Annotated in this window: 22 protein-coding genes; 14 read left to right on the top strand and 8 right to left on the bottom strand. The window is 75.1% G+C overall.

The window, feature by feature from the left end; genetic code table 11:
• The first annotated feature begins 183 nt into the window (after positions 1-183).
• Positions 184-1128, top strand: coding sequence for an NADP-dependent oxidoreductase (locus tag EMA09_RS10570; RefSeq protein WP_129840816.1), 945 nt, complete (start codon positions 184-186; stop codon positions 1126-1128).
• Positions 1129-1143: 15 nt separating this feature from the next.
• Here the strand turns inward: EMA09_RS10570 and EMA09_RS10565 are convergent, their stop codons facing one another.
• Positions 1144-2043 carry an aminoglycoside phosphotransferase family protein gene (locus tag EMA09_RS10565; protein WP_129840815.1) on the bottom strand — a complete coding sequence of 300 codons (900 nt, stop codon included), beginning with the start codon at positions 2041-2043 and terminating at the stop codon, positions 1144-1146.
• 174 nt (positions 2044-2217) lie between these two features.
• Here EMA09_RS10565 and EMA09_RS10560 point away from each other — a divergent pair, with 174 nt between their 5' ends.
• Positions 2218-4623: a hypothetical protein gene (locus EMA09_RS10560; RefSeq protein ID WP_129840814.1), complete on the top strand. Its 2406-nt coding sequence runs from the start codon at positions 2218-2220 to the stop codon at positions 4621-4623.
• Positions 4624-4665: 42 nt separating this feature from the next.
• Here EMA09_RS10560 and EMA09_RS10555 read toward each other — a convergent pair whose 3' ends face one another.
• Complete coding sequence (locus EMA09_RS10555) at positions 4666-6267, bottom strand: acyl-CoA carboxylase subunit beta (protein ID WP_240796341.1); 1602 nt, start codon at positions 6265-6267, stop codon at positions 4666-4668.
• 97 nt (positions 6268-6364) lie between these two features.
• On the opposite strand from EMA09_RS10555, the gene EMA09_RS10550 reads away from it, so the two are divergent.
• The 4 genes from EMA09_RS10550 to EMA09_RS10535 all read left to right on the top strand — a co-directional run bounded on the left by EMA09_RS10550 (position 6365) and on the right by EMA09_RS10535 (position 10552).
• Positions 6365-7240 (top strand): biotin--[acetyl-CoA-carboxylase] ligase, encoded by an 876-nt coding sequence (locus EMA09_RS10550; RefSeq protein ID WP_129840812.1) that lies wholly within the window; start codon positions 6365-6367, stop codon positions 7238-7240.
• Positions 7241-7376: 136 nt separating this feature from the next.
• Positions 7377-8567 carry an adenylate/guanylate cyclase domain-containing protein gene (locus EMA09_RS10545; RefSeq protein ID WP_240796340.1) on the top strand — a complete coding sequence of 397 codons (1191 nt, stop codon included), beginning with the start codon at positions 7377-7379 and terminating at the stop codon, positions 8565-8567.
• Between the two features lie 45 nt (positions 8568-8612).
• The gene (locus tag EMA09_RS10540; RefSeq protein ID WP_129840811.1) at positions 8613-9455 is read left to right on the top strand and encodes an enoyl-CoA hydratase-related protein; all 843 of its coding nucleotides are present in this window, start codon (positions 8613-8615) and stop codon (positions 9453-9455) included.
• A 59-nt stretch (positions 9456-9514) separates the two neighbouring features.
• Positions 9515-10552, top strand: a complete 1038-nt coding sequence (locus EMA09_RS10535) for a GGDEF domain-containing protein (protein ID WP_129840810.1) — start codon at positions 9515-9517, stop codon at positions 10550-10552.
• On the opposite strand, the gene EMA09_RS10530 is transcribed toward EMA09_RS10535, so the two are convergent.
• The gene (locus EMA09_RS10530; RefSeq protein WP_129843958.1) at positions 10530-10919 is read right to left on the bottom strand and encodes a MerR family transcriptional regulator; all 390 of its coding nucleotides are present in this window, start codon (positions 10917-10919) and stop codon (positions 10530-10532) included. The two genes, EMA09_RS10535 and EMA09_RS10530, sit on opposite strands and share 23 nt — an antisense overlap.
• 74 nt (positions 10920-10993) lie before the next feature.
• On the opposite strand from EMA09_RS10530, the gene EMA09_RS10525 reads away from it, so the two are divergent.
• Entirely contained in the window at positions 10994-12199 is a 1206-nt protein-coding gene (locus EMA09_RS10525) for an MFS transporter (protein ID WP_129840809.1), read from the top strand.
• An 8-nt stretch (positions 12200-12207) separates the two neighbouring features.
• Here EMA09_RS10525 and EMA09_RS10520 read toward each other — a convergent pair whose 3' ends face one another.
• Positions 12208-13116: an RNA polymerase sigma-70 factor gene (locus EMA09_RS10520; protein WP_129840808.1), complete on the bottom strand. Its 909-nt coding sequence runs from the start codon at positions 13114-13116 to the stop codon at positions 12208-12210.
• A 279-nt stretch (positions 13117-13395) separates the two neighbouring features.
• On the bottom strand, positions 13396-13629 hold the full coding sequence (locus tag EMA09_RS28280) for a hypothetical protein (protein ID WP_168220690.1): 234 nt from the start codon (positions 13627-13629) through the stop codon (positions 13396-13398).
• A gap of 122 nt (positions 13630-13751) precedes the next feature.
• On the opposite strand from EMA09_RS28280, the gene EMA09_RS10510 reads away from it, so the two are divergent.
• The 4 genes from EMA09_RS10510 to EMA09_RS10495 all read left to right on the top strand — a co-directional run bounded on the left by EMA09_RS10510 (position 13752) and on the right by EMA09_RS10495 (position 17605).
• Entirely contained in the window at positions 13752-14081 is a 330-nt protein-coding gene (locus EMA09_RS10510; RefSeq protein ID WP_129840806.1) for a hypothetical protein, read from the top strand.
• Positions 14082-14219: 138 nt separating this feature from the next.
• On the top strand, positions 14220-15494 hold the full coding sequence (locus EMA09_RS10505) for an Ig-like domain-containing protein (protein ID WP_129840805.1): 1275 nt from the start codon (positions 14220-14222) through the stop codon (positions 15492-15494).
• Between the two features lie 96 nt (positions 15495-15590).
• Positions 15591-16937: a histidine kinase gene (locus EMA09_RS10500; protein WP_129840804.1), complete on the top strand. Its 1347-nt coding sequence runs from the start codon at positions 15591-15593 to the stop codon at positions 16935-16937.
• The gene (locus EMA09_RS10495) at positions 16934-17605 is read left to right on the top strand and encodes a response regulator transcription factor (protein ID WP_129840803.1); all 672 of its coding nucleotides are present in this window, start codon (positions 16934-16936) and stop codon (positions 17603-17605) included. Before EMA09_RS10500 ends, EMA09_RS10495 begins: the two co-directional genes overlap by 4 nt.
• Before the next feature lie 61 nt (positions 17606-17666).
• Here EMA09_RS10495 and EMA09_RS10490 read toward each other — a convergent pair whose 3' ends face one another.
• The 3 genes from EMA09_RS10490 to EMA09_RS10480 form a co-directional block, all read right to left on the bottom strand.
• Positions 17667-18218, bottom strand: a complete 552-nt coding sequence (locus EMA09_RS10490) for a hypothetical protein (RefSeq protein ID WP_129840802.1) — start codon at positions 18216-18218, stop codon at positions 17667-17669.
• Between the two features lie 96 nt (positions 18219-18314).
• Positions 18315-19289, bottom strand: a complete 975-nt coding sequence (locus EMA09_RS10485) for an MBL fold metallo-hydrolase (protein WP_129840801.1) — start codon at positions 19287-19289, stop codon at positions 18315-18317.
• A gap of 131 nt (positions 19290-19420) precedes the next feature.
• On the bottom strand, positions 19421-20272 hold the full coding sequence (locus tag EMA09_RS10480; protein WP_129840800.1) for a serine hydrolase: 852 nt from the start codon (positions 20270-20272) through the stop codon (positions 19421-19423).
• A gap of 17 nt (positions 20273-20289) precedes the next feature.
• Between EMA09_RS10480 and EMA09_RS10475 the strand changes: the two genes are divergently transcribed.
• From EMA09_RS10475 to EMA09_RS10465, 3 genes are all read left to right on the top strand, one after another.
• Positions 20290-21255, top strand: a complete 966-nt coding sequence (locus tag EMA09_RS10475; RefSeq protein WP_129840799.1) for a LysR substrate-binding domain-containing protein — start codon at positions 20290-20292, stop codon at positions 21253-21255.
• 98 nt (positions 21256-21353) lie between these two features.
• Positions 21354-21755: a hypothetical protein gene (locus tag EMA09_RS10470; protein WP_129840798.1), complete on the top strand. Its 402-nt coding sequence runs from the start codon at positions 21354-21356 to the stop codon at positions 21753-21755.
• Positions 21730-24537: a tetratricopeptide repeat protein gene (locus tag EMA09_RS10465; RefSeq protein WP_129840797.1), complete on the top strand. Its 2808-nt coding sequence runs from the start codon at positions 21730-21732 to the stop codon at positions 24535-24537. Before EMA09_RS10470 ends, EMA09_RS10465 begins: the two co-directional genes overlap by 26 nt.
• Positions 24538-24549: the final 12 nt, after the last annotated feature.

The raw sequence follows: 24549 nt of genomic DNA, 5'->3' as shown, positions 1-24549 counted from the left end.
CGCGACGCCGGCCACGGCACCTCGCCGCGTTGCCGTACCGCGCGCATACGAACGGGCATGAGGTGCGATCCGGCGCCTCGCGACGCACCGCGTCCGACGCCGCGAGCCCGCGCCAGGACCCGCCGGACAGACCCTAGGCTTCGCGGCACGAGCAGACGATGCCGCGACGGAAGGAACCTGCCCATGCGCGCGGTCGTACTCCCCCATCCGGTGCCCGCCGAACCCGAAATCGCCGAGGTCCCCGAGCCCGAGCCGGCGCCCGACGAACTGCTCGTCCGCGTCACCGCCTCGGCCGTCAGCGGCTTCGACCTCGCCGTCGCCGGCGGCCGGACGGACGAACCGGAGCGCCTCGCCTTCCCGCTGGTCCTCGGCCGTGACTTCGCCGGGACGGTGGTGGCGATCGGCGCCGAGGTCCTCGGCTTCGGCGTCGGCGAGGCCGTCTTCGGGGTGACGACACGGCCCGCGGTCGGCCACGGCGCGCTGGCCGAGTACGTCACGGTCCCGGCGTCGTACGGGGTGGCGCGGGTGCCGGGCGGTGTGCTGCCGGGGGACGCGGGCGCGCTCGGGCTGGCCGGTTCCACCGCGGTGGCCTGCGTCGACGCGCTGGGGGCCGTGGGGGAGGGGGACACCGTCCTCGTGTCGGGCGCGACGGGCGGCGTCGGGTCGTTCGCCGTCCAGTACCTGGCCGCGACCGGGGCGCGCGTCCTGTGCACCGCGCGCCCCGGCGTGCAGGCCGGCTTCCTGCGCGACCTGCTGGGGGAACGCGCGCACATCGTGGACCACACGGCCGGTCTCGCGGGGCAGGTGCGGGCGGGCGCGCCGGACGGTGTGACGGCGGCCGTCCACCTGGCGGGGGACGGGGAGGAGATCGCCGCCCTGGTCGCGGACGGCGGGCGGTACGTCTCGACCGCGCCGCACCTCCCGCGCGACGCGGCGGCGCGCGGCCTGACCGCGACCGCCGTCACCGCCGACCCCCGTGGCTCCGTCCTCGACCGGCTCGCCGCCGACACCGCGGCCGGGCGGCTGCGGGTCCCCGTCACGGCGACCTACGCGCTCGGCGAGGCGCCGGACGCCTTCAGGACGCTGAACGCGAGCAGTTTCGGCAAGACGGCCGTCGCCGTCCGCTGAGCCGGCGGCGGCGGGTCACAGCAGCGCGGCGGAGGCCCGGTCCAGTGCCTCGACGACCCACGCCGGATCGCCGTGGCGGCGCCCCCACAGCGCCGAGGAGACCGCCCGCGCCTGCGCCCAGCGGCGTGCCCGGTCGCGGTCGGCGCCCGCCGCGTCGCAGTACACGGCGATGCGGCGCAGCAGCGCGGCGCGCGGGTCGGCGGCGCCGAGGAGAGCGGCGGCCCGCCCCATGACGGCCGTCCAGGCGTCGTACGCAGGGTCGCCCGCATACCCCTTGGGGTCGATGACGAGCCATGGTTCGCGGTCGGCGCGCAGGACGTTCCTCTCGTGCAGGTCGCCGTGGACGAGGGTGTCGGGCCCGCCGGGGCCGAGGTCGCGGTAGGCGGCGAGCGCGGCGTCCACGACGTGGCGGGGGAGGGGGTGGCTGAGGGACTCGGCGTCGGCGGTGAGTCCGGCCGCCCAGGCGTCCGTCAGGTCACGCAGGCGCGGCAGGCCGGGCGGGGCGGGGACGGCGAGGCGGCGGGCGAGGTCCCCGGCGACGGTCAGTGCCTCCTCGGGGTCCTCCAGGGAGGCCAGGGTGGTGGGCGTGGCGCGTTCGAGGAGCATGGCGAAACGCTCGTCGTCCCGTTCGTGGAGCCGGACGGCGCCGCCGCCGTCCCAGACGGCGTAGGCGTCGGGCTCGTGCGCGTTGCCCGGGTGGGGGAACGACACCTTGAGCACGGCGGGGCCGAGTCCGGGACGGTGCACGGGGACGACGATGCCGACCTCGCCGTGGACGGCGGGACCGTCGGGGACGCAGCCCCAGCGTTCCAGCAGGTCGTCCACGAGACCGGGCAGCGCGGCGATCCAGGCACGCCCGGCGTCGCCCTCCCGCGCGATCGTGCCCTCGGCGAGCCTCTTCGGTATGTCGGTCATGCCCCGGTTTCCCTCGTGTCGTCCGGCCGCGGCCGGTGGCTGGAAATGTCCGGTGGAACCGTCCCGTTATGCCCTCCGTCCATGGCGATGGGATGAAGAGCAGTGGACGAGTACGCCACCGGCACTGCAAACTTCCGTGACCGCATGACTGTATGACTGATCGGGGGATTGGCCGTGCCCACCTTCCGCTACTCCCGGGAGAACGTCGAGCCGCACATCGGCGCGGAGCACAGCCCCTGGAAACGGCGCGACGACTTCACCGACGAGATCAGGCCGGACGACATGGCGGACCTGGCCGTCGCCTACTCCAGGGCCGCGGGCGAGGCGGAGGGCACCGGCGCGCTGGGTGAGCTGGCCTCCGAAGTGGCCGGCGACGGGGGCAGCCTCGACGGCGCGTCGCTCGTCGACGAGGACGAGCGGATCGACTCCACGTCCCGCGCGCTGCACGGCAACGGCGAGGACATGGACCGGGTCGTCGGGACCCTCGTGGCCGCCATGAACCGCGCCATCGACGCCGTCGACGAGGTGGACGGGCTGTTCACCGACACGCCGGACGGTCTCGACGAGACGCTCGCCCGGCACGCGGAGCAGGCCGCCGACGAGTGGAACGGCTGGCAGGCGGCCCTCGCCGCCGCCGTCCCGAAGCCGCTGGACGGCGTCGTCCTGCCGCCCCGTCCCCTGCCCGTCCAGGTGACCCGGGGGGACCGCACCATCACCGTCGCCCCCGTCGGGGTCGTCCCGACCTTCGAGCTGCCCGCCTCGCTGGAGACGGAGATCCGGGAGAAGTACCTGGAGCGCGCCGGGCGGGACGCGAAGCGGACGGCCGGGGAGATCACCGACGGGATCGAGCAGTACCGCCGCCGCCTCGCCGAGTACGGGAAGGAACTGGCCGCCGGGGGCTACGACCTGTCCGACGGCCCGCTCGGCCTGTGGACCACCGACGAGATGGGCACGTACGCCGCGCAGCAGGTCCTCGCCGAGCTGGCGAAGGACCAGCCCGACCCCGACGCGCTGGCGCTGTGGACCGAGGGGCTCGGCGCGGTCACGGACGGCCTGTACGACCCGGAGACCGGCATGCCCGTGGCGGGTGCCATGCTCACCGACGCCGAACGGGCCTACCTGAAGGCGTTCTACGACGAGCTGAGCACCGACGACATCGTGCGGCTCGGCGAGGTCGCCGGGACGGCGCAGGGCCTGGACGCGAGCACGCGCGGCGTCGAACTGGGGGCGATCGGGCGCATCGCGGACGGCATCCTCGCGCTCACCGACCCCGCCGTCGGCGGTGACGTCCACGCCGTGCCGGACGCGCTCGGCCGGTTCCTGGACGGCGGCGGCATGACGATGCGCGAGTTCAACGGTTTCGGGAACCTGATGGGTGAGGCGTCCGTCGCACCCGGCAAGGAACTCGGCCGGGACCTCGCGGAGATCGCCGTCGAGATGCAGGAGATCTCGATGAACGACTACCGCAACAACCCCAGCGGCGAGGGGGTTCTCGCCAACACGGGCAGCAACGGCCTGCTGAAGGCCGTGTCCATCAACGAGGAGCTGAGCGCCGACCTCCTCGGCGACAAGGACTTCACCGCCGACCTCCTCGGCCTGCGCTGGACGGACAGCACCGGAGTGGCCCAGCTCATCGACGCGGGCACCACGCTCCCCCCGGGGGTGGACCGCAACGACTACGCGGCCGACCGCTACGTCGAGGCCACGTTCAACGTCCTCGACTACGCCGGCCGGCACCCCGGCGACATCCGCGCCCTGGGCTGGTCGAGCCTCACTCCGGCGTTCGACCACACCGCGCTGGAACAGTCCATGGGCCGCCTGATCGTGGACAACCTGGACATCATCTCCAAGGGCGGCACCGAGACCTCCTTCGGTGACCGGGACGTGAACCTCTTCGGCCACGACTACCGGCTCTCCTTCACCCTCTCCGACGACCAGGTGAAGTCGCTCATCGGAATGATGAACGCCACGGAGGGCGAGACGCGCGAGGCGTTCCTCCACGGTGTCGACCAGTGGGAGATCAGCCGGGCCAGGGAGTCGTTCGAGCGGACCGGCGGCGAGTTCTCGGACGCCGCGACCTTCTCGGCCATCGGCCGGATCGGCGGCACGCTCGCCGAGGTGCAGAAGGAGTCCGAGGTGGAGGACGTGTCGAACTACAAGTTCACCACCTACAGCTCCGTCACCACAGCGGCCGGCATCGCGAACACGCTGCTCGACCTCGGCAGCAAGGGGGTGCCGCTCACCATCGGGGGCCTCAGCACGCAGGAGTTCCTGCGGTACACGCTCCCGGACGGCGCCGAGAGCGTCAAGCAGGGGGTGTGGGACCTCAAGAACCACGCCGACCTGGGCATGCGCGTCAACATCGCCGAGGCCGCGCGTACGGCCGGCCTCGTGGAGACGGGGGAGCACCACATCCCGACGTCCGCGAGCGAGAAGGAGGAGGTCGGGCCTGACGACGTGCGCCGCGCCGTCGAGAACCTGGAGGGGGACACGTACGCCGCCTACATGCCGTACATCCTCGACGGGTACAACGACCGCGTCGAGGAGGGCATGCAGCACAACGACTACGACGGCGGCTGAGGCGCCCGGCCGCGCGCCGGGCGCCCCGCGCGTCCCCGCGGGTCAGAGCGGGATGTTGCCGTGCTTCTTCGGCGGCAGCTGCTCCCGCTTGGTCCGCAGGGCGCGCAGGCCCCGCACGATGTGGCGGCGGGTGTGCGACGGCGTGATCACCGCGTCCACGTAGCCGCGTTCGGCGGCGGCGTACGGGTTCAGCAGCGCGTCCTCGTACTCCTGCGTCAGGCGTGCGCGGGTCTCCTCGCGCTCCTCGTCTGAGTCGAGCGCCGTCAGCGTGCGCCGGTGCAGGATGTTGACCGCCCCCTGCGCGCCCATGACGGCGATCTGCGCGGTGGGCCACGCGAGGTTGAGGTCGGCGCCGAGGTGCTTGGAGCCCATCACGTCGTACGCGCCGCCGAACGCCTTCCGCGTGATGACCGTGATCAGCGGGACGGTCGCCTCCGCGTAGGCGTAGATCAGCTTCGCGCCGCGCCGGATGATGCCCCCGTACTCCTGGTCCGTGCCCGGCAGGAACCCCGGCACGTCCACGAACGTCAGCACCGGGATGTTGAACGCGTCGCACGTCCGCACGAAGCGGGCCGCCTTCTCGGACGCGTCGATGTCGAGGCAGCCCGCCAGGTGCAGCGGCTGGTTCGCCACGACGCCGACCGGGCAGCCCTCCACCCGCCCGAAGCCGGTGAGCATGTTCGGCGCGAACAGCGGCTGCGTCTCCAGGAACTCCCCGTCGTCCAGCACGGGCGTGAGCGCGTCGCGCATGTCGTACGGCTGGTTCGCCGAGTCGGGCACGAGCACGTCGAGCGCCTCGTCCTCCGGGCCGGTCGCGAGGTCCGCCTCCACCTCGTACACCGGCGGCTCGGACAGGTTGTTGGACGGCAGGTACGACAGCAGCGCCTTCACGTACTCGACGGCGTCCTTCTCGTCCCCCGCCATGTGGTGCGCGACGCCCGACCGCGTGCTGTGGGTGCGCGCGCCGCCCAGCTCCTCGAACCCGACGTCCTCACCCGTCACCGTCCTGATCACGTCCGGGCCCGTGATGAACATGTGGGACGTCTGGTCGACCATCACCGTGAAGTCGGTGATCGCCGGCGAGTACACGGCGCCCCCGGCGCACGGCCCGAGGATCAGCGAGATCTGCGGCACCACCCCCGACGCGCGCACGTTCCGCCGGAAGATCTCCGCGAAAAGACCGAGCGCCACCACGCCCTCCTGGATGCGCGCGCCACCGCCGTCGTTGATCCCGACGACCGGGCAGCCCGTCCGCAGGGCGAAGTCCATGACCTTCACGATCTTCTCGCCGTACACCTCGCCGAGCGACCCGCCGAACACCGTGAAGTCCTGCGAGTACACGCACACCGGGCGTCCGTCCACCGTCCCGTAGCCGGTGACCACGCCGTCGCCGTACGGCCGGTTCGCCTCGATGCCGAACGCCGTGGCCCGGTGCCGCGCGAACTCGTCGAGCTCGGTGAACGACCCCTCGTCCAGCAGCAGATCGATCCGCTCACGCGCCGTCAGCTTGCCCTTGGCGTGCTGCTTCTCCACCGCCCGCGCGGAGCCGGCGTGCACCGCGTCGCGCGCCCGGCGCCGGAGGTCGGCGATCTTCCCCGCCGTCGTGCGGATGTCGGTCGTGGGGATGTCGTCAGTGTCGGACACCGGCCGCTCCTGCCTCGTCGTCGCGTGGCTACCGATCCGTAGGGTAGTGCGGAACGGGCCGCCGCGGCCGTCGGCCCGCCCCCCGTAGGGTGGCGGCATGAGCCCTCCGCCGAGCCGCTGGACCGACCTCGACCGCCCGCCGCTCAGCGCCCCCGCGCTGCGCGCCGCCCTCGTCGGGCGCGGCGGCCCGTGGACGCGCATCGACATCACCGACGTCACCGGCTCCACCAACGCCGACCTCGCCGCCGCGGCCCGCACCGGCGCGGCCGCGCCCGGCACCGTCCTGGTCGCCGAGGAGCAGACGAGCGGCCGCGGCCGGCTCGGCCGGAGCTGGTCGGCGCCGCCGCGCTCCGGTCTCTTCTTCTCCGTGCTGCTCGACCCGGAGGCCGACGGCGTCCCGGCCGAGCGCCTCACCTGGCTGCCGCTGCTCGCCGGCGTCGCCACCGCCACCGCCCTCGCCCGCGCGGCCGGCGTCGACACGGCCCTGAAGTGGCCCAACGACCTCCTGGTCCGCGTACCAGGCCCTGACGGCGCGGGCGGCCAGGACGCGGAACGGAAGCTCGGCGGCATCCTCGCGGAGCGCGCCGACGGCGGTGTCGTCCTCGGCATCGGCCTCAACGTGAGCCTCCGCGCCGACGAACTGCCCGTCCCCACCGCCGGCTCGCTGCTCCTGGCCGGCGCCGCCGGCACGGACCGCGATCCGCTGCTGCGCGCCGTCCTGCGGTCCCTCGGCCAGTGGTACGGGCAGTGGGCGGAGGCCGGGGGCGACCCCGCCGCCGGTTCGCTCCAGTCGGCGTACGCCGCGGGCTGCGCCACACTCGGCCGCCGCGTCCGCGCCGAACTCCCCGGCGGCGGCGAGCTGCGCGGCGAGGCCGTCGCGGTGGACGGGGACGGGCGGCTGGTCATCGCCACCGGACCGGGCGCGCGGCAGGCGGTGGCGGCCGCCGACATCGTGCACCTCCGGGCGACGTGACGTTCGGCACAGCTACCGTAGGGTGGGTGCGTGAGAACGCGCGACGGGCGCTGCCGAGGGACGTACGGTCGAGCAGCGCGCAGCGAAGGGTACGCCCCCCGGGCCGCCGGTGCCGGGGCCTTGTCCGGCGGTGACCGTGGCCGGCACTGACGCGGCACAGCCCGTGCCCGAGGGCGACGAGCCCCGGCCCGGCCGTGGCGTCCCGGACGGTGCCGCACCGTACCGGGGGCAGCAGCCGCCGCCCGCGCCGGCGGACGGGGACGGCGCCGCCGTCGACGAGGACGAGTCCGACGACACCATCGCGCTGCGCATCGAGGCGCTGATCATCGGCGCCGAGCGGCAGTACACCCCGTTCCAGGCGGCGCGCGCGGCGGGCGTGCCGATGGAGCTGGCGTCCCGTTTCTGGCGGGCCATGGGGTTCCCCGACATAGGGCAGGCACGGGTCCTGACCGAGGCGGACGTGCTGGCGCTGCGGCGCCTCGCGGGCCTCGTGGAGGCGGGGCTGCTCAGCGAGGCGATGGCGATCCAGGTGGCCCGTTCCACCGGGCAGACGACGGCGCGTCTCGCGGACTGGCAGATCGACTCGTTCCTCGAGGGCCTGACCGAGCCGCCCGAGCCGGGCATGACGCGGACCGAGGTGGCGCTGCCGCTGGTCGAGCTGCTGCTGCCGGAGCTGCAGGAGTACCTGGTGTACGTGTGGCGGCGCCAGCTCGCCGCCGCCACCGGGCGCGTGGTGCAGGCGCAGGACGACGCGGAGATGGTGGACCGCAGGCTGGCCGTCGGCTTCGCCGACCTGGTCGGCTTCACCCGCCTGACGCGCCGCCTGGAGGAGGAGGAGCTGGGCGAGCTGGTCGAGGCGTTCGAGACGACGGCCGCCGACCAGGTCGCGGCGCAGGGCGGACGGCTCATCAAGACGCTGGGCGACGAGGTCCTGTTCGCCGCCGACGACGCCGGGACGGCCGCCGACATCGGGCTGCGGCTGGTGGAGACGCTGCGTGCGGACCCGATGATGCCGGAGCTGCGGGTCGGCATCGCGTTCGGCACCGTCACGACGCGCATGGGCGACGTCTTCGGCAACACGGTGAACCTCGCCAGCCGTCTCACGTCGATAGCGCCGAAGGACATGGTCCTGGTGGACGGCGCGCTGCGCGACGAGCTGACGTCGGCGTCCCTCGCGCCGCGCTCGGAGAAGGCCGCCGACGAGGAGGCGCCGGCGCAGGACTACCGGTTCGCCCTCCAGCCGCTCTACCAGCGGCCGGTGCGCGGCCTCGGCATCGTCGAACCGTGGCTGCTGACCCGGCGCGACGGCGCGGGCGGCCCGGTCTGACCGACAGCGCCCGCGGGGCCGTGCCGCGGTGCCACAATGCGCCCCATGAGCGATACGGCTGACGACGCGCGGCGGTACGGCCCCTGGGTCGCGGTACGGCGCGGCGGCCCGGGCGGGCGGGTCGCCGAACTGGTCCTGGACCGTCCCGGCGCGCTGAACGCCCTGTCCACCGACCTGGCCCGCCACCTCGCCGCCGCCTGCGCCGACCTCGCGGCCGACCGTACGGCGCGGGCCGTCGTCCTCACCTCGTCCGGGGCGCGCGCGTTCTGCGTCGGCGCGGACCTGAAGGAGCGCGACGGCATGGACGACACGGCGCTGCGGCGCCACCGGACGGTGCTGCGCGCGGCGTTCACCGGCGTCCTGGATCTGCCGCAGCCGACGGTGGCCGCCGTCGCCGGGTACGCCCTCGGCGGCGGGTACGAGCTGGCGCTGTCGTGCGACCTGATCGTGGCGGACGCGACGGCCGTCGTCGGGCTGCCCGAGGTGTCGGTGGGCGTCATCCCGGGCGGCGGCGGGACGCAGCTCCTGCCGCGCCGCGTGGGGTCGGCGCGGGCCGCCGAGCTGATCTTCACGGCCCGCAGGGTCGGCGCCGCCGAGGCCGTGGACCTGGGCCTCGTGGACGTCCCCGCGGCCGAGGGCGTACCGGCGCGCGAGGAGGCGCTCGCCCTCGCGGAACGCATCGCGGCGCACTCCCCGGTCGCGCTGCGGGCCGCGAAGCGTGCCCTGCGCACCGGTGTCGGCCTCGATCTGCGGGCGGGCCTCGAAGTGGAGGACGCGGCGTGGCGGACGGCCGCGTTCTCGCCGGACCGGGTGGAGGGCGTGCGGGCGTTCACGGAGAAGCGGGCGCCCGAGTGGCCGGGCGACGGCGCGGACCCGGCGGACGTGTGACGCCCGGCGCGGAGTAGCTGAGCATCCCACCGCGCGCCGGACGCCCATAGCCTGGGCGTATGGGTGACGACAGCCGGCTGCGCGCCGTCGCGGGCCTCGCGCAGCGGATGGCCGCCGCGCAGGCGCTGCACGAGGCGGCGCTCGCGGCGGCGGAGGGCGCGCGCCGGGCGCTCGGCGGGGCGTGTGCCGCGCTGTCGGTGTGGGAGCCGGACCGGGGGCGGCTGCGGGTCCTCGCGAACGCGGGGGTGCTCGCGCCCGGCCGGGAGCGGTTCCCGGCGGACGAGTCGTACGCCGCGCCGGACTTCCCCGCCTCCCCGGGGCGCCCGCGGCCGGGTCCCGGGCCGCGTGTCGTGATCCCGCTGCTGCTGGACGGGCGGCCGTGGGGGGAGCTGTCCGTGGCGCGGGAGGCGGGCGCCGAGGAGTTCGGGCCGGCGGCCGGGGATTTCGCCGCGGTGCTCGGGTCGGTGATAGGGGCCGGTCTGGTGAGTCACGAGCGGCTCGCGGAGGCGCGGCGGCTGGCGTTCACCGATCCGCTCACCGGGCTCGCGAACCGCCGCGCCGTGGACCTGCGGCTGGCGGAGGCGCTGGGCAGGCACCGCGCGACGGGGGTCGTCGTCAGCCTGGTGGTGTGCGACGTGAACGGTCTGAAGCAGGTGAACGACACGTTCGGCCACGCGACCGGCGACCGTCTGCTGGAACGTTTCGGCACCCTGCTGGCCGGCTGCGCCGCGACCGTGCCAGGGGCGCTCGCCGCGCGGCTCGGCGGGGACGAGTTCTGCCTCCTCGCGGTGGACGCCGACGCGGCCGACGTCGAACGGGCGGCCGGCGAGGTGTGCCGCCGGGCGGCGGAACTCGACCTCGGCGACGGGGTGGCCTGCGGGATCGCGTCCACGGGCGGGGCGATCGGGCCGCTGCGCTCGGCGCGGCGCCTGTTCCGGCTCGCGGACGCGGCGCAGTACGAGGCGAAGGCGACGCGGTCCCGCGAACCGGTGGTGGCGGGCCGGCCGGGCGCGGGGGACGCCGCGGTGGCGCTGGCCGACGACACGGCGCCGGCGGGCGGGGACCGCCGGGCGCTCAGGAGCCGGAAACCCCGCTGAGCCGCGACGTCAGGGCGGCGGGGGCGGCACCGATCACGTCGTCCAGGGCGGAGCGGGAGACCTCCAGGTCCACGATGGCGCGGGTGAGGCGGTCGCGCTCCCTGCGGAGGTCCGCCAGCAGGTCGGGGCAGGTGGGGACGAGCCGCTCGCCCTCGTCGCGCAGGCACGGCAGGATCGCGGCGATCGTCGCGGTGGTGAGGCCGGCCGCCAGGAGGCTGCGGATGCGCCGCACGACCGCGGCGTCGCGCTCCTCGTACTCGCGGTACCCGCTGGGGCGGCGCGCGGGGTGCAGCAGGCCCTGCTCCTCGTAGTAGCGCAGGAGGCGTTCGTGGACGCCGGTGCGCCGGGACAGTTCTCCGATCCGCAGGGTCATGGCGGGCTCCTCGGGCGGCGGTTGCGGGACTTGACTCTCACACGGATGTCAGAGTTTAGCGTCCGGGCATGACCACTGACAGGAACCGGAGTTCCCTCCTGCTCGCCGCCCTGTGCGCGGGCGTCTTCGTCGTCGGCACGGCCGAGTACCTGATCGCGGGCATGCTGCCCGAAGTGAGCCGTGACCTCGGGGTGTCCGAGGGGACGGCGGGGCAGGCCGTGACCGTGTACGCCCTCGGCGTCGTCGTCGGCGGCCCCCTGGTGGCCGGGCTGACGGCGCGGCTGCCGCGCAAGGGCGTGGCCGTCGGACTGATGGCGCTGTTCGCCGCCGGCAGTGTCCTGTGCGCCGTGGCCGGCTCGTTCGCGCCGCTGCTGGCCGGGCGGCTGGTGTCCTCCTTCAGCCACGCGGCGTTCGTCGCCGTGGCGCTGCTGACCGCCACGGGGCTGGTGCCGGCGGAGCGCATCGGGTCGGCGATCGCCCTGATCGCGTCCGGCTTCACGGTGTCCACCCTGCTCGGCGTGCCGCTGGGCGCGCTGGTCGCGGAACGGGCGGGCTGGCGCACGCCGTTCGCCGCGCTCGCGGTCCTCGCGGCGGTGGTCGCCGCCGTCCTGGCCGTCGCGCTGCCGAGCCAGGGGGCGGGGGAGACCCGGCTGCGGGACGAGATCCGGGTGGTGACGCGCCGTCCCGTGCTGCTGTCGGTGGCGGCCACCGCCGTCGGGTTCTCGGGGGTCGCCGTCGTCTTCACCTACATCGCGCCGCTGCTGACCCGCGTCGCGCACTTCTCCGACACGGCCGTCTCGGGGCTGCTGCTGGCGTACGGCGCGGGCAGCACGGTCGGGAACCTGGCGGCGGGGCGGCTGTCCGACCGGTCCCTCGGCGGCACGGTGCGGGGTGTCTTCGGCGGCCTCGCGGGCATCCTCGCCATGCTGCCGTTCGCCGTGCTGTGGCAGCCGGCCGCCGTCGCCGCCGTGCTGGTGCTCGGCCTCCTCGCGACGGCGACGATCGCGCCGCTCCAGAGCCTGATCCTGCGGCACGCCGGTGACGCGCCGACGCTCGCGGTCGCGGCGAACGTCGGCGCTTTCAACCTGGGCGCGGCGGCCGGCTCCGCGCTGGGCGGGGCGATGGTGGCGGCGGACGCGCTGCGCTGGACGGGCCTCGCGGGCATGCTGCTCAGCCTGGGCGGGCTCGCGCTGACGTACCTGGTCCTGCCCCGGACGGGCCGGGACGGCACGGCACGCGTCCCGGACACGGGACGGTCGCCCGCCACGGCGTGAGGCGCCGGTCAGCGGCGGCCGAGGGGCGTCCCGTGATCGAGGCGGGTCAGCTTCTCGGGGTTGCGCACGGCGTACAGGCCGGTGACGCGGCCGTCGTCGACACGCAGCGCGATGACGGTGTCGACCGTGCCGTCCCGGCGGACGACGAGCGCCGGGTCGCCGTTGACCCGCGTGGACTCGAACGTCATGGTGTCGGCGATCCTGCCCAGCACCCCGGCCACCCGGACGGCGCCCACGACGGGTTCGAGCGCGGCCCGTACGACGCCGCCGCCGTCGGTCAGCAGCACGACGTCCGGCGCGAGGATGTCGAGCAGGTCCTTCAGGTCCCCCGTCTCGACGGCCTGCCGGAACGCCTCGACGGTGCGGCGGGCGTCGTCGGCGGTGGCGGCCCCGCGCGGCCGGCGCGCCGCGACGTGGTTCCGCGCGCGGTGGGCGATCTGGCGGACCGCGGCCGGGCTCTTGCCGACGGCACCGGCGATCTCGTCGTACCCGAGGTCGAACACCTCGCGCAGGACGAACACCGCCCGCTCGGTCGGCGCGAGGGTCTCCAGCACCAGCAGCATGGCCATCGAGACGCTGTCGGCCAGTTCGACGTCCTCGGCCACGTCGGGCGTGGTCAGCAGCGGCTCGGGCAGCCACGGGCCGACGTAGGACTCCTTGCGGCGGCCGAGGGCGCGCAGGTGGCTGAGCGCCTGCCGGGTGGTGATCCGGACCAGGTACGCGCGCCGGTCCCGCACGACGGTGGGATCGACGCCCACCCACCGCAGCCAGGTCTCCTGCAGGACGTCCTCGGCGTCGGCGGCGGAGCCCAGCATCTCGTAGGCGACGGTGAAGAGCAGGTTGCGGTGGGTGACGAACGCCTCGGTGACGCCGTCCAGTGCGTCCCGTGCCCGCTCGTGTGTGGTGCGCTCGTCCATCCCCGGCTCCCGCCTGTTCGTCCACGGCTGCGTCGCGCACAAGACGCCGGCGTCCGCCGTTCCGTGACAGCCGCGGCCGGTGACGTACGCCACACCGCCGGGCCGTCACACGATCGTGGCCGTCGGCATCTTGTGGTCGTCCGGTGCGGACAGATGGCACACCACGAGTGAGGACGACGTCATGGAACGCCGTTTCGACCTGTTCGACAGCCCGACCGCCGCGAAGGTCGCGGCCCGGGGGAGGACCGTTTCCTCACGGCCGGCCCGGCGGCGGCCGGGTCAGCCGGCGGCCGCGGTCCCGGTGTCGGGATCGCCTGCGACGCCGGACAGGTCGCCGGCCTGGTCGCTGATCCCGTCGAGGTCGGCCTGCTCGGCGGGGACGACGGTACTGCCGGTGTCCGCGTCGGTGTCCGGGTGCGCGGGGGGCAGGAACCAGCCCAGGCACAGGACGCCGGCGGCCACGGTGCCGCACAGGATCGCGCGGCGGTTGACGCGGGTGGGGTTACCGTCCACGGGGACTCCCGGGGGTCGTACGAGGGGGGTGGTGCCGAGCGGGGGGCGCGATGGGTAGCGATGTTACGGGCGTCTGCGGGTCGCGGGAAGTGGCCGCCCCCGTGCGCCTTACGCTCCGGGGCATGAACGAAGAGCTGAGCGGGGAGACGCGTCACGTCCGGGTTCGCGTGGAGATGGTCCTGGAGATCACGGAGCGTGACGAGCTGATCCGCGCGGCCTGGGCACGGATCGAGGGCGACGAGCTGATGCCGCCCGCCGAACGGGAGCAGGCCGCGCGGGCCGTCTCCCAGGACGAGGCGGAGGCCGTCGCCTACCTGATCGACCCGATCGACCTGGTGGGCACGGTGCCGGGAACCGTGCTCGCGCAGGCGTCGTGGAGCAGTGAGCAGGCGGAGTACGACCCCGACGAGGCATGGGAGGACCTGGAGGACGACGGGACCGACGGCGACTGACCCGGCCTCATCGGGGCGCCACTCGAACGAGTGGTCTATCGCACGGATTCACTTACAGTGGAACCGGCTGCCGTGGGATCCGCGTTCTTCCCCTTGTGTCCTGTGGGGGGACACGGCAGCGGACGGAGTGGCGAACTGATGAGGGACGGCATGCGGCGCAAGGGCCTGACGGTGGCGGCTGCGCTGCTCACCGGAGCACTGACGTTGACCGGTTGCGGCGGGGGCGGTGACGACGATTCCGGCGAATCGGGCGGCGCCGGCGGCACCGAGAGCGCCGGCCAGACCGACGCGGACCGGGCGGCCGAGGACGCCGACACCTCGCAGGCGGTGATCTCCATCACCCCCGAGGACGGCGCGGACAACGTCGGGATCAACAGCGACGTCCAGGTGACCGTCGAGGACGGCACGCTCGACTCGGTCGTGCTGACCGCCACCGAGGCGGGCACGGAGATCGCCGGGACCATATCCGACGACGGCACGAGCTGGGCGCCCGACGACCAGCTCGAGCGCTCCACCGCCTACTCGCTGACGGTGCAGGCCAGCGACAGCGAGGGCCGCGAGGCCCACCAGAGCGCCGCCTTCACGACCGTCTCCCCGGAGAACAGCTTCATCGGCTACTTCACGCCCGAGGACGGTGTCACCGTCGGCGTGGGCATGCCGATCTCGCTCAACTTCGACAAGGCCATCACCAACCGCGCCGAGGTCGAGGCCGCCGTCTCCATCAACACGAGCAGCGGCCAGGAGGTCGTCGGCCACTGGTTCTCCGACACCCGGCTCGACTTCCGGCCGGAGAGCTACTGGGAGGCCGGCAGCCACGTCGAGGTCGAGCTCGACTTCGACGGCGTCGAGGGCGCCGACGGCGTCACCGGCGTGCAGGACCGCACGTTCAGCTTCGACATCGGCCGCTCCCAGGTCAGCACGGTGGACGCCGAGTCCATGCAGATGACCGTCGTCCGCGACGGCGAGGAGCTGCGCACCCTCCCGGTCTCCGCCGGCAGCGACGAGAACCCCACCTACAACGGCCAGATGGTGATCTCCGAGAAGCACGAGGAGACCCGCATGGACGGCGCGACCGTCGGCTTCACCGACGACGACGGCAAGGGTGAGTACGACATACCGGACGTGCCGCACGCCATGCGCCTGTCCACCTCGGGCACCTTCGTCCACGGCAACTACTGGGCCGCCGACAGCGTCTTCGGCAGCGCCAACACGAGCCACGGCTGCATAGGTCTCAACGACACCCAGGGCGCCGACGACGACTCCACGGACGCCGCCTGGTTCTACGAGGAGTCCATGATCGGCGACGTCGTCATCGTCGTGAACTCCCCGGACGAGCAGATGGCCCCGGACAACGGCCTCAACGGCTGGAACATGGACTGGGCCGACTGGACCGCCGGCAGCGCCCTGGCCTGACGCCACGGCCGTACCGCGGGTCCGCCTCGAGGCGGACACGGAGGATCCCCGGCAAGGGGGACGTCCGTGTCCGCCCCGCCGCATACCGTGCGACGCATGACCGAACCGGTGACCGCGGCCCCACGGGGCGCCCGCGACCTCAGAGCCGTCCGCGCCGCCCTGGCGGCGCCCTGGCACGACCTCGGCCGTGACCTCGTCGCCGAGCGCCACCTGCCCGCCCTGGGCCTGCCCGCCGCGGTCACCGCCGGCCTCCCCGCGCCGGCCCGCCGCGCGCTGCGGCCCTCCCGGCGCCTGTCCTACGGCCTCGTGGGGATCGTCGCCGTCCTGCTGACGCTCGGCGCGGGGGCCTGGGAGCAGTCCGACTTCGCCGACGACGCCCGCGGCACATGGCACGTGGTGCTCATCGCCGTACCCCTCCTCCTGGCCACCACCCGGCCGGTCCTCGGGTTCTGGCTGTCCCTGGGAAGCCTGGCGCTCCAGTCGACGTGGTCCCTGACGAGCGGGAGCTGGCCGTTCAGCAACCTCGCGATCGCCGCGCACATCCTCGTCATGCTGACCGTGATGCTCAGCGCCCGCCCGCGCGCCGCCGTGCCGATGTGGCTGCTGACGACCGCCACCGGCCTGCTCGTGACCGCCCGCGGCGGCAATCCCACCGGCAACAGCGACCACATCGTCTGTGCCGCGTTCGCCCTCGCCGCCCTGACCATCGCCGTTCTGCTCCGGGCCTGGGCCGACTCGCGGCACCAGGTCGCCGCCCAGAGCGCCGTCACCGAGCGGGAGCGCAGCCGCCGCACCGTCCTGGAGGAGCGGACCGCCATCGCCAGGGAGCTGCACGACGTCGTGGCCCACCACATGTCGGTCGTCGCCATCCAGGCCGAGGCCGCGCCCTACCGGGTCGCCGATCCGCCGCCCGAGCTGGTCCGGGCCTTCGCCACCATCAGGGAGAACGCCGTCACCGCCCTCACCGAGCTGCGCCGCGTCCTCGGTGTCGTCCGGGCGCCGGCCGACGCCGCCCCGGACGCGCCGCAGCCCACCCTGGCCCAGGTCGACACGCTGCTGGCCCGGGTGGGCGATGCCGGGCTGCCCGTCGAGAAGGCGGTGACCGGCGCGGTCCGCGAGCTGCCCCCCGGCGTCGAGCTGTCCGCCTACCGCATCGTCCAGGAGGCCCTGAGCAACGCGCTGCGCCACGCGCCCGGCGCCGCGACCCGCGTGGAGCTGTCCTACGTCATCGGCGGTCTCGGCCTGCGCGTCGTCAACGGCCCGCCCGCCGCCGTACCGCCCCCGCGAGCAGGGTCCCCGGGCGCGGGGCACGGCCTGACCGGCATGCGGGAGCGCGCCGCCATGCTGGACGGCGACCTGACGGCCGGCGCCACACCGGACGGCGGCTGGGAGACCACCGCGTTCCTGCCCGTCCCCCCGACCCGTTCCCCGGAGCCCGCGTGACCGTCCGCGTCCTGATCGCCGACGACCAGATGATGGTGCGGGAGGGCTTCTCCGTCCTCCTCGGCGCCCAGCCCGGCATCGAGGTCGCCGGCGAGGCGGTGGACGGCCGCGACGCCGTCGGGAAGGCGGCCGCGCTCCGCCCCGACGTCGTGCTGATGGACATCCGCATGCCGGTGCTCGGCGGCATCGAGGCGACACGGGAGATCACGGCGGGCGGCGGGCCGGACGGCACCGTGCCCCGCGTCCTCGTCCTCACCACCTACGACCTCGACGAGTACGTGTACGAGGCGCTGCGCGCCGGGGCGTCGGGGTTCCTCCTGAAGGACGCGTCCGCGCGGCAGCTCGCCGACGCGGTCCGCCTGGTCGCCGCGGGCGACGCGCTGCTCGCGCCGAGCGTGACACGCCGCCTGATCAGCGAGTTCGCCCGCATGGACCGCGCCCCGAGGCCGCCGGCGCGGGCGCGCCTGCGGGATCTCACGGAGCGGGAGACGGAGGTGCTCGCGCTGGTGGCCCAGGGCCTGTCGAACGCCGAGATCGCGGGCCACCTCGTCGTCGCGGAGTCGACGATCAAGACGCACGTGAGCCGCATCCTCGTGAAACTGGACCTGCGGGACCGCACCCAGGCCGCCGTCGTCGCGTGGGAGACGCGCCTCGTGACGCCCCCCTGACACGCGCCGGGGGCGGCGGGGCGGCGGCACCTGCCCGCCGTCCCGCCGCCCCCGGCCGGTCTCACGCCACCGTGCCCCATTCGCTCTCGGAGAACGTGTAGTCCTCCTCAAGACCGGACTCCCAGGTGACGTGCAGCGTGCCGTCCTCGTTCAGGACCAGCGTCGCCGAACGGTCGGGCCAGGGCTCGGCGCCCTGCTGGAGGCAGTCCTCCGGGGCGAAGGTGAGGGTGCCGTCGGCGTACACGCCGCGGTTGCACAGGTCGCCCTCCGCCTCCAGGCTCTCGATGAACGACACCTCGTCCGGGCCCTCCACGACGATGCGGTGGGAGCGGCCGGGGTCGGCGGGGTCGACGAACCAGTTGCCCATGAGGTCGTCCACCGACGGGGCGGCCGATCCGTCCGTCCCCGCCTCGGCGCCGTCGCCGCTCCCGCCCTCGCCGTCCTGGCCGCTGTCCTGGCTTTCCGCGTCGGTGTCCGCGTCGGTGCCGCCCTCGTCGGCAGCGGTCTCCCCGCTTCCCCCGTCCGACGAGGCGTCCTCGTCACCGCAGGCGGTGAGCGACAGGGCCGCCGCCGCGGCGACCAGGGGGAGGGCCAAGCGTATTGCCGTGCGCATGAATTCCTCTCGGAGGCGGTCAATCGGTCCCGTGAGCGTAGACCGCCGCCACCGGGAGGCCCGCACCGGCCACCGCACGTGACGTCCGACGGCCGGTCAGAAGGTGTACGGCGTCAGGTACTCCGGCATGAGCAGCCTGCTGCGCGGCGCCACCCGCCGCACGGCGTCCGTGAATTCCGTGAGCCGCCGCCGCGTGTCCGCGTCCGGCACCCGCGGCGGGTTGACGAGCGGCACCTCGAAGTTGTCCCAGTGCACGGGCACGATCGTCGCCGGCCGGTCCAGCGCCTCCAGCAGACGCGGCACGTAGTCGTGCGTGGCCTCGCTCGACTGGACGGCGATCATCGCGACGTCCGGCGCGAGTCCCGCGACGTTCCGCTCCACGAAGTCGCTCGCGCCCATGAAGAAGACGGACGGGCCGCCGCGGACCGTCACCTGGAACGCCAGGGTGTCGCCTTCCGGGAGGTCGGCGACCGTCTCCGGCGGGGCGGGCGGCGCGGTCAGCACACCGGGGAACAGCACGGACCACGAGGGGTTCCTGCTGTGCAGGGACGCCACGACCTCGACCGAGAACGCGTCGAACTCCAGCACCTCACCGCCCTTCACGGTGCTGAGCTGCCCGGTCGGCACGCTCATCGCGCGGGCGGCGTTGTACGTGGAGAGCGTCCCGATGACCCGGGCACCGGTGGTGGTCGCGATGTGCGGGACGTCGTTGAAGTGGTCCCAGTGCGTGTGCGTGACGAGCACGGTGCGGGCGCCGGCCGTGTGCGTGTCCACCGTGTCGGCGGCGACGGTCAGCCCCGTGCCGGCGCGGAAGCCGCCCGTCCACATCCCCGTGTCGTACCGGCTCAGGTACGGGTCCACCAGCAGGACGTGCTCGCCGGCCTCGACCCGCCAGCCCGCCGTGCCGAGCCAGGTGAACGCGGCGCCGCCGCCCCCGTCGTGCCGCCGCGCCGCCCGGGACGCGGCCGGCACCGCCGCCGACGCCGCGCCGCTCGCCGCCGCGGTGCCCGCCGCGAGCGCCGTGCCCGCCGTCACCGTCCGCAGGAATCCCCGCCGTCCGACACCCGCCATGATCCATCTCCTCCCCGGCCCGGACAGTCCCGGGCCTCCGCAAGGACACGGCGTACGGAACCACCCGCCGGCGCCCCCCGTCCAAGACGCGGCGGGCCGCCGACCGATACGCGATCGCGTATCACCGCACGTCAGAGCGGTCCGTGCAGCTTCTCCACCGCCTCACGCACCGCCCGGCCGAGGGCGAGGTCGACATCCAGCCGGCGGCTGTCCCACGTCGGGGTCGCCGCGAACGCCGCCACCGCGCAGCGCCGCCCGTCCGGGCGGGCGACGATCCCCGCCTCCATGTGCAGCCCGGGCAGCGTGCCCGTCTTGCCCGTCACCGCCACCTCGGCGGGGAACGCCGCCCGCAGCCGTGTCCACGCCATCTGCGTGCCCATCAGCCGCCGGACCAGCGCGCACGCCTCCGGCGGACCCGCCTCGTCCCGCGCGATCAGGGCCATCAGCCGCGTGATGTCCCGGGGCGTGCTGGACGTGGTGTGCGCCGGGTCGAACACCCGCAGCGCCCGCCTCCGTCCGTCCGGCAGCCCCGGGTAGACGGCCGCGAACTCGGCCGCGTCCCGCGCCCCCACGTCGGCGAACATCGACTCGAGCACCTGGCGCGGGCCGCCCCTGATCCGGGTGCGCGCGAGGCCCAGCTCGGCGGCCAGCAGCGGCAGCACGTCCGCGCCGACGCGCCGGAGCAGCACGTCGGCCGCGGTGTTGTCGCTCACCGACAGGGCGAAGTACGCGAGGTCCCGCAGCGACACCTCGACGTCGTCCGCGCAGCCCGCGAGCCCCCAGCCGCCCAGCCGGTCCGCCGCCCGCACCACGACCCGTTCCGCCGGGTCGAGCTGCCCGGCCGCCGCCTGGCGCGCGAACTCCAGCACCAGCAGCACCTTCAGGATCGACGCGATCACCACCTGGTCGTCCGCCCCCGAACCGGTCTCGCCGTCGCCGTCGATGTCCCGCACATGCAGCCTGATGTCCACGCTCTCCGTCATCCGTCTATCGTCGCCGCATGGACCTGCCCCGCCACCTGCGTCACTTCCTGGCGGTCGCCGACGAACTGCACTTCGGCCGCGCCGCCGAACTCCTCGGCATGGCCCAGCCACCGCTCAGCCAGTCCGTCCAGCGCCTGGAGCGCGAACTCGGCGTCGCCCTCTTCGACCGCGGCCGCCGCGCCATCGCCCTCACCTCCGCGGGCCGGCTGCTGGTGCCCGAGGCCCGCCGGCTCCTCGCGGCCGACGCGCGCCTGCGGGCCGTCATGGCCGGCGCCCGCGAGGGCACGCACGGCACGCTGCGGGCGGGCGTGCCGCCGGAGATGCCCGCCACCGCCCTGAACGAGATCCTCCGCCGCCTCGCCGCCACCGCCCCCGGGCTCGACCTCGAATTCCACGAACTGACCTCGGCCGAGCAGCTCGGCGCCCTCGCCGACGGCCGCATCGACACCGGCCTGCTCCAGCACCCGTTCCCCGCCGACGGGCTGGTCCTCGGACCGCCGGCCCGTACGCGCCTCGGCGTCGTCCTCCCGCGCGGCGGCCCCCTCGCCCGGCCGGCCGCGCCCCCGCCCGCGCTCGCCGACCTCGCCGGGCACGACCTGGTCATGGCCCCGCGCGACGCCGCGCCCGCCTGGCACGATCTCGTGCTCGCCACCTGCCGGGACCACGGCTGGGCGCCGCCGCGCGTCCGGTACGCCCGCACGCCGGACGTCCTCCTCGGGCTCGTCCTGGCCGGCCGGGGCGTCGCCTTCACGACGGAGGAGCTGGCCCGCCGTCAGCCGCGGGTCGCCTGGCGCCCGCTGGCGGGCGACCCGCTGACCGCGACCTGGGTCCCCGCCCGGCCCGCCGGCACCCCGCACCCGGCCGCGCCCCGGTTCGCGGCCGTGGCGGGCGCCGTCCTCGGCGGCGCCCCGGAGCCGGCGGCAGGACCCGCCGCCGCCCCCGGCGCGCCCGCGCCGTGGTCGGTCGTGTTCGACGGCGGCTGACCGTGGCCGTCCCGTTGCCGGGAGTTGACCACCCGCGCACCGGAAACGTTGAATACTGGGCACGACGCGTGATGGACGGGGCGGCGGAGGGGGCCGGCGTGGATGGCGTGAACGACGGGGACGACCGGGACGGCACGGTCGTCGTACGGGTGCTGCCCGGCCCCGACACCGACGGCGAGGACCTCGCGGATCTGGCGCAGAGCCTGCGCGGCGACCTCCTCGACCTGGACGTGGAGGACGTCGCGCCGCTGACGGACGCCGACGTGCCGCAGGGGGCCAAGGGCCTCGGCACCGTCGCCGGCGGCATGCTGGTGCGGATCGGCGTGTCGGCGGCACTGCGGTCGGTCGTCGCCGCGGTGAAGCGCTGGACGGCCCGGGACGCGGCCCGTTCCGTGGAGATCCAGTTCGGGGACGACGTGCTGCGCGTGACCGGGGTCACCGCCCAGCGGCAGGAGGAACTGATCGAGGTCTGGCTTGAGCGGCACCGCTCCGGCGCCTGAGCCGCCGCTCGGCCGCCGCTCCGCCCTGATCGCCGCCACCTCCAGCTACGCGGACGACGCGCTGGAGCGGCTGCGGTCGCCCGGCGAGGACGCGCGGGAGCTGGCCGGTGTCCTCGGCGACCCCGCCGTCGGCGGCTTCGACGTGACCGTGCTGTCCGACCCGACCGCCCACGCGCTGCGCGTCGGCCTCGCGGACTTCCTCGCCCACCGCAAGCCGGGGGAACTGGTCCTCGTCTACCTGTCCTGCCACGGCCTCCTCGACCGGCGCAACAAGCTGTACTTCTGCGCCGCCGACACCCGCAAGGACCTGCTGTCCGCCACCGGTGTCGAGGCCCGCTGGGTCCTCGACCTCATGGACGACTGTCACGCGAAGAGCCAGGTCCTCATCCTCGACTGCTGCTACAGCGGCGCGTTCGCGCGCGGTGCCAAGGGCGACGGCGACGGCCTCGACCTGGAGCGCCGCCTCGCCCCCGCCGGGCGCGGCCGCGTCGTGCTGACGGCGTCCCGCGCCGGTGAGTACTCGTTCGAGGGCGAGCCGCTGGGCGAGGGGCGCGCCCCGGGCTCGTCCGTCTTCACGGCCGGGCTGATCGACGGCCTGCGGTCCGGCGCGGCCGACGCGGACCTGGACGGGCTGATCTCCCTGGACGACGCCTACGCCCACGCGTACGCCCATGTCCAGGCCAGGGGCGCCCGGCAGACGCCGCAGCGGTGGCTGTACGGGGTGGAGGGCCGCATCTGGCTCGCCCGCAGCCCGCTCGGCCCCGGCGGGTCCGGCACGGCCGGGGCCTCGGGCGGGTCCGCGCCGGATCCGCTGCCCGAGTCCGTGCGGATGGCTCTCGACAGCCCGTGGCCCGCCGTCCGCGCGGGAGCCGTGCGCATCCTCGGCGACTGGCTCACGGACGGCGACCCGGCGCTGGCCGAGGCCGCACGCGAGCGCCTCCGTCACATCGCCGACCACGACATCCCCGCCGTGGCCGAGGCCGCCCGCGGCTGTCTGACCCCGGAGCCGGACCACACCGCCGAGGCCGGGGCGCTCGCCGACGACGCCGAGGAGCACCGCCTCGCCGGGCGGCGGCAGGAGGCGCTGGCCGGCTTCGACGCCGCGCTCGCCCTCGTCCCCGACTTCGTCCTCGCCCTCGCCCGCCGCGGTGAGACGCACCGGGCGGCCGGCCACACGCGGGCCGCCACCGCCGACCTGGACCGTGCCATCGCCCTCGACGCGGACAACGCGTTCGCCCTGGCGAGCCGCGGCGAGCTGCACCGCATCGGCGGCCGCCCCGCCGCCGCCCTCGCCGACTTCGACCGTGCCATCGCCCTGGAGCCCGACTACATCTGGGCGCTGGCCCGCAGGGGCGCCGTGCACCGCGGCGAGAAGAACGACGACCAGGCGGCGGCGGACCTGGACCATGCCCTGGAACTCGACCCGGACAACGCGTTCGCCCTCGCCGAGCGCGGCGCGCTGCGCCTGGTCACCGCGGCGGTCGACGATCTCGCGGACGCGCTGGCCGACCTGGACCGTGCCGTCGAGCTGGAGCCGGACAACGCGTTCGCCCTCGGCCAGCGGGCCGCGCTGCACGCCATGGCCGAGCGGGACGAGCAGGCGCTCGCCGACTTCACCCGCGCCATCGAGCTGAGCCCGGACGACGCCTTCGCGCTCGCGGGCCGGGGCGAGCTGCACCGGCTGGCCGGCCGGCCGGACGAGGCGCTCGCCGATCTCGACCGCGCCGTCGAGCTGGCGCCGGGCGACGTGTTCGCCCGCTCGCGCCGCGGCGGCGTGCACCGCCTGGCCGGCCGGCGCGACGCTGCGCTGGTCGATCTCGACCGCGCCCTCGGCCTCAGGCCCGACAATGCGTGGTCGCTCGCGGAGCGGGGCGCGCTGCACCTCACCGAGGACCGCCGCGACGCGGCCCTGCTCGACCTGGTGCGGGCCATCGCCCTGGCGCCCGACAACGCGTTCGCACTCGCCAACCGGGGGGAGCTGCACCGGCTGGCCGACCGGCCCGAAGCGGCGCTCGCCGACCTCGACCGCGCGCTCGCCCTCGCCCCCGACAACGTGTACGCGCTGGCCCGCAGGGGCGCCGTGCACCGGGTCGCACAGCGGCGCGACCGCGCCCTCGTGGACCTGGACCGGGCGCTGCGCCTGGCGCCGGACGACGCGTTCGCCCGCGCCGAGCGCGGCGCGCTGCACCTCACCGACAAGCGCTTCGACCAGTCCCTCGCGGATCTGGACCGGGCCATCGAGCTGGCCCCTGACAACGCGTTCGCGCTCGCGAACCGGGGCGAGCTGCACCGGGTGCGGGACCGCGCCGACCAGGCCCTCGCCGACCTCGACCGCGCCATCGAGCTCGATCCGTCGATGGCGTGGGTCATCGCGAGCAGGGGGGAGCTGCACCGGCTGGCGGACCGTCACGACGCGGCACTCGCCGACTTCGACCGCGCCCTGCGCATGACGCCCGACTCCGCCTGGACGCTGGCCCGCCGTGCCGACCTGCACCGGGTCGCGGAACGCCTCGACGCGGCACGCGCCGATTTCGACAGCGCGCTGCGGCTGGAGCCGGAGGACTCGTTCGCGCTCGCCGGCCGCGGTGCCGTCCACCGGGGGGCGGGGCGTCACGACGCGGCCCTCGCCGATCTGGACCACGCGCTGCGCGTCGATCCCGAGCACCTGTTCGCCCTGATGGAGCGCGCCCGCGTGCACTACGCCGCGGGCCGTCGCCGGCAGGCGCGCGCCGACCTGGACCGGGTCGCCGCCCTCACCGGGGGGCGCCGCCCGGCGCTGTGACCCGGGGTTGAA

The sequence above is a fragment of the Streptomyces sp. RFCAC02 genome (assembly GCF_004193175.1).
Taxonomy (GTDB): domain Bacteria; phylum Actinomycetota; class Actinomycetes; order Streptomycetales; family Streptomycetaceae; genus Streptomyces.
The sequence above is the reverse complement of the archived record's forward strand: the minus strand, read 5'-3'. Positions and strand labels throughout refer to the sequence as shown.

Coding starts and splice junctions, on each gene's coding strand:
- EMA09_RS10570 (WP_129840816.1), top strand. CDS start 184: ATGCGCGCGGTCGTACTCCCCCATCCGGTGCCCGCCGAACCCGAAATC.
- EMA09_RS10565 (WP_129840815.1), bottom strand. CDS start 2,043: ATGACCGACATACCGAAGAGGCTCGCCGAGGGCACGATCGCGCGGGAG.
- EMA09_RS10550 (WP_129840812.1), top strand. CDS start 6,365: ATGAGCCCTCCGCCGAGCCGCTGGACCGACCTCGACCGCCCGCCGCTC.
- EMA09_RS10540 (WP_129840811.1), top strand. CDS start 8,613: ATGAGCGATACGGCTGACGACGCGCGGCGGTACGGCCCCTGGGTCGCG.
- EMA09_RS10535 (WP_129840810.1), top strand. CDS start 9,515: ATGGGTGACGACAGCCGGCTGCGCGCCGTCGCGGGCCTCGCGCAGCGG.
- EMA09_RS10525 (WP_129840809.1), top strand. CDS start 10,994: ATGACCACTGACAGGAACCGGAGTTCCCTCCTGCTCGCCGCCCTGTGC.
- EMA09_RS10520 (WP_129840808.1), bottom strand. CDS start 13,116: ATGGACGAGCGCACCACACACGAGCGGGCACGGGACGCACTGGACGGC.
- EMA09_RS10510 (WP_129840806.1), top strand. CDS start 13,752: ATGAACGAAGAGCTGAGCGGGGAGACGCGTCACGTCCGGGTTCGCGTG.
- EMA09_RS10505 (WP_129840805.1), top strand. CDS start 14,220: ATGAGGGACGGCATGCGGCGCAAGGGCCTGACGGTGGCGGCTGCGCTG.
- EMA09_RS10500 (WP_129840804.1), top strand. CDS start 15,591: ATGACCGAACCGGTGACCGCGGCCCCACGGGGCGCCCGCGACCTCAGA.
- EMA09_RS10490 (WP_129840802.1), bottom strand. CDS start 18,218: ATGCGCACGGCAATACGCTTGGCCCTCCCCCTGGTCGCCGCGGCGGCG.
- EMA09_RS10485 (WP_129840801.1), bottom strand. CDS start 19,289: ATGGCGGGTGTCGGACGGCGGGGATTCCTGCGGACGGTGACGGCGGGC.
- EMA09_RS10480 (WP_129840800.1), bottom strand. CDS start 20,272: ATGACGGAGAGCGTGGACATCAGGCTGCATGTGCGGGACATCGACGGC.
- EMA09_RS10475 (WP_129840799.1), top strand. CDS start 20,290: ATGGACCTGCCCCGCCACCTGCGTCACTTCCTGGCGGTCGCCGACGAA.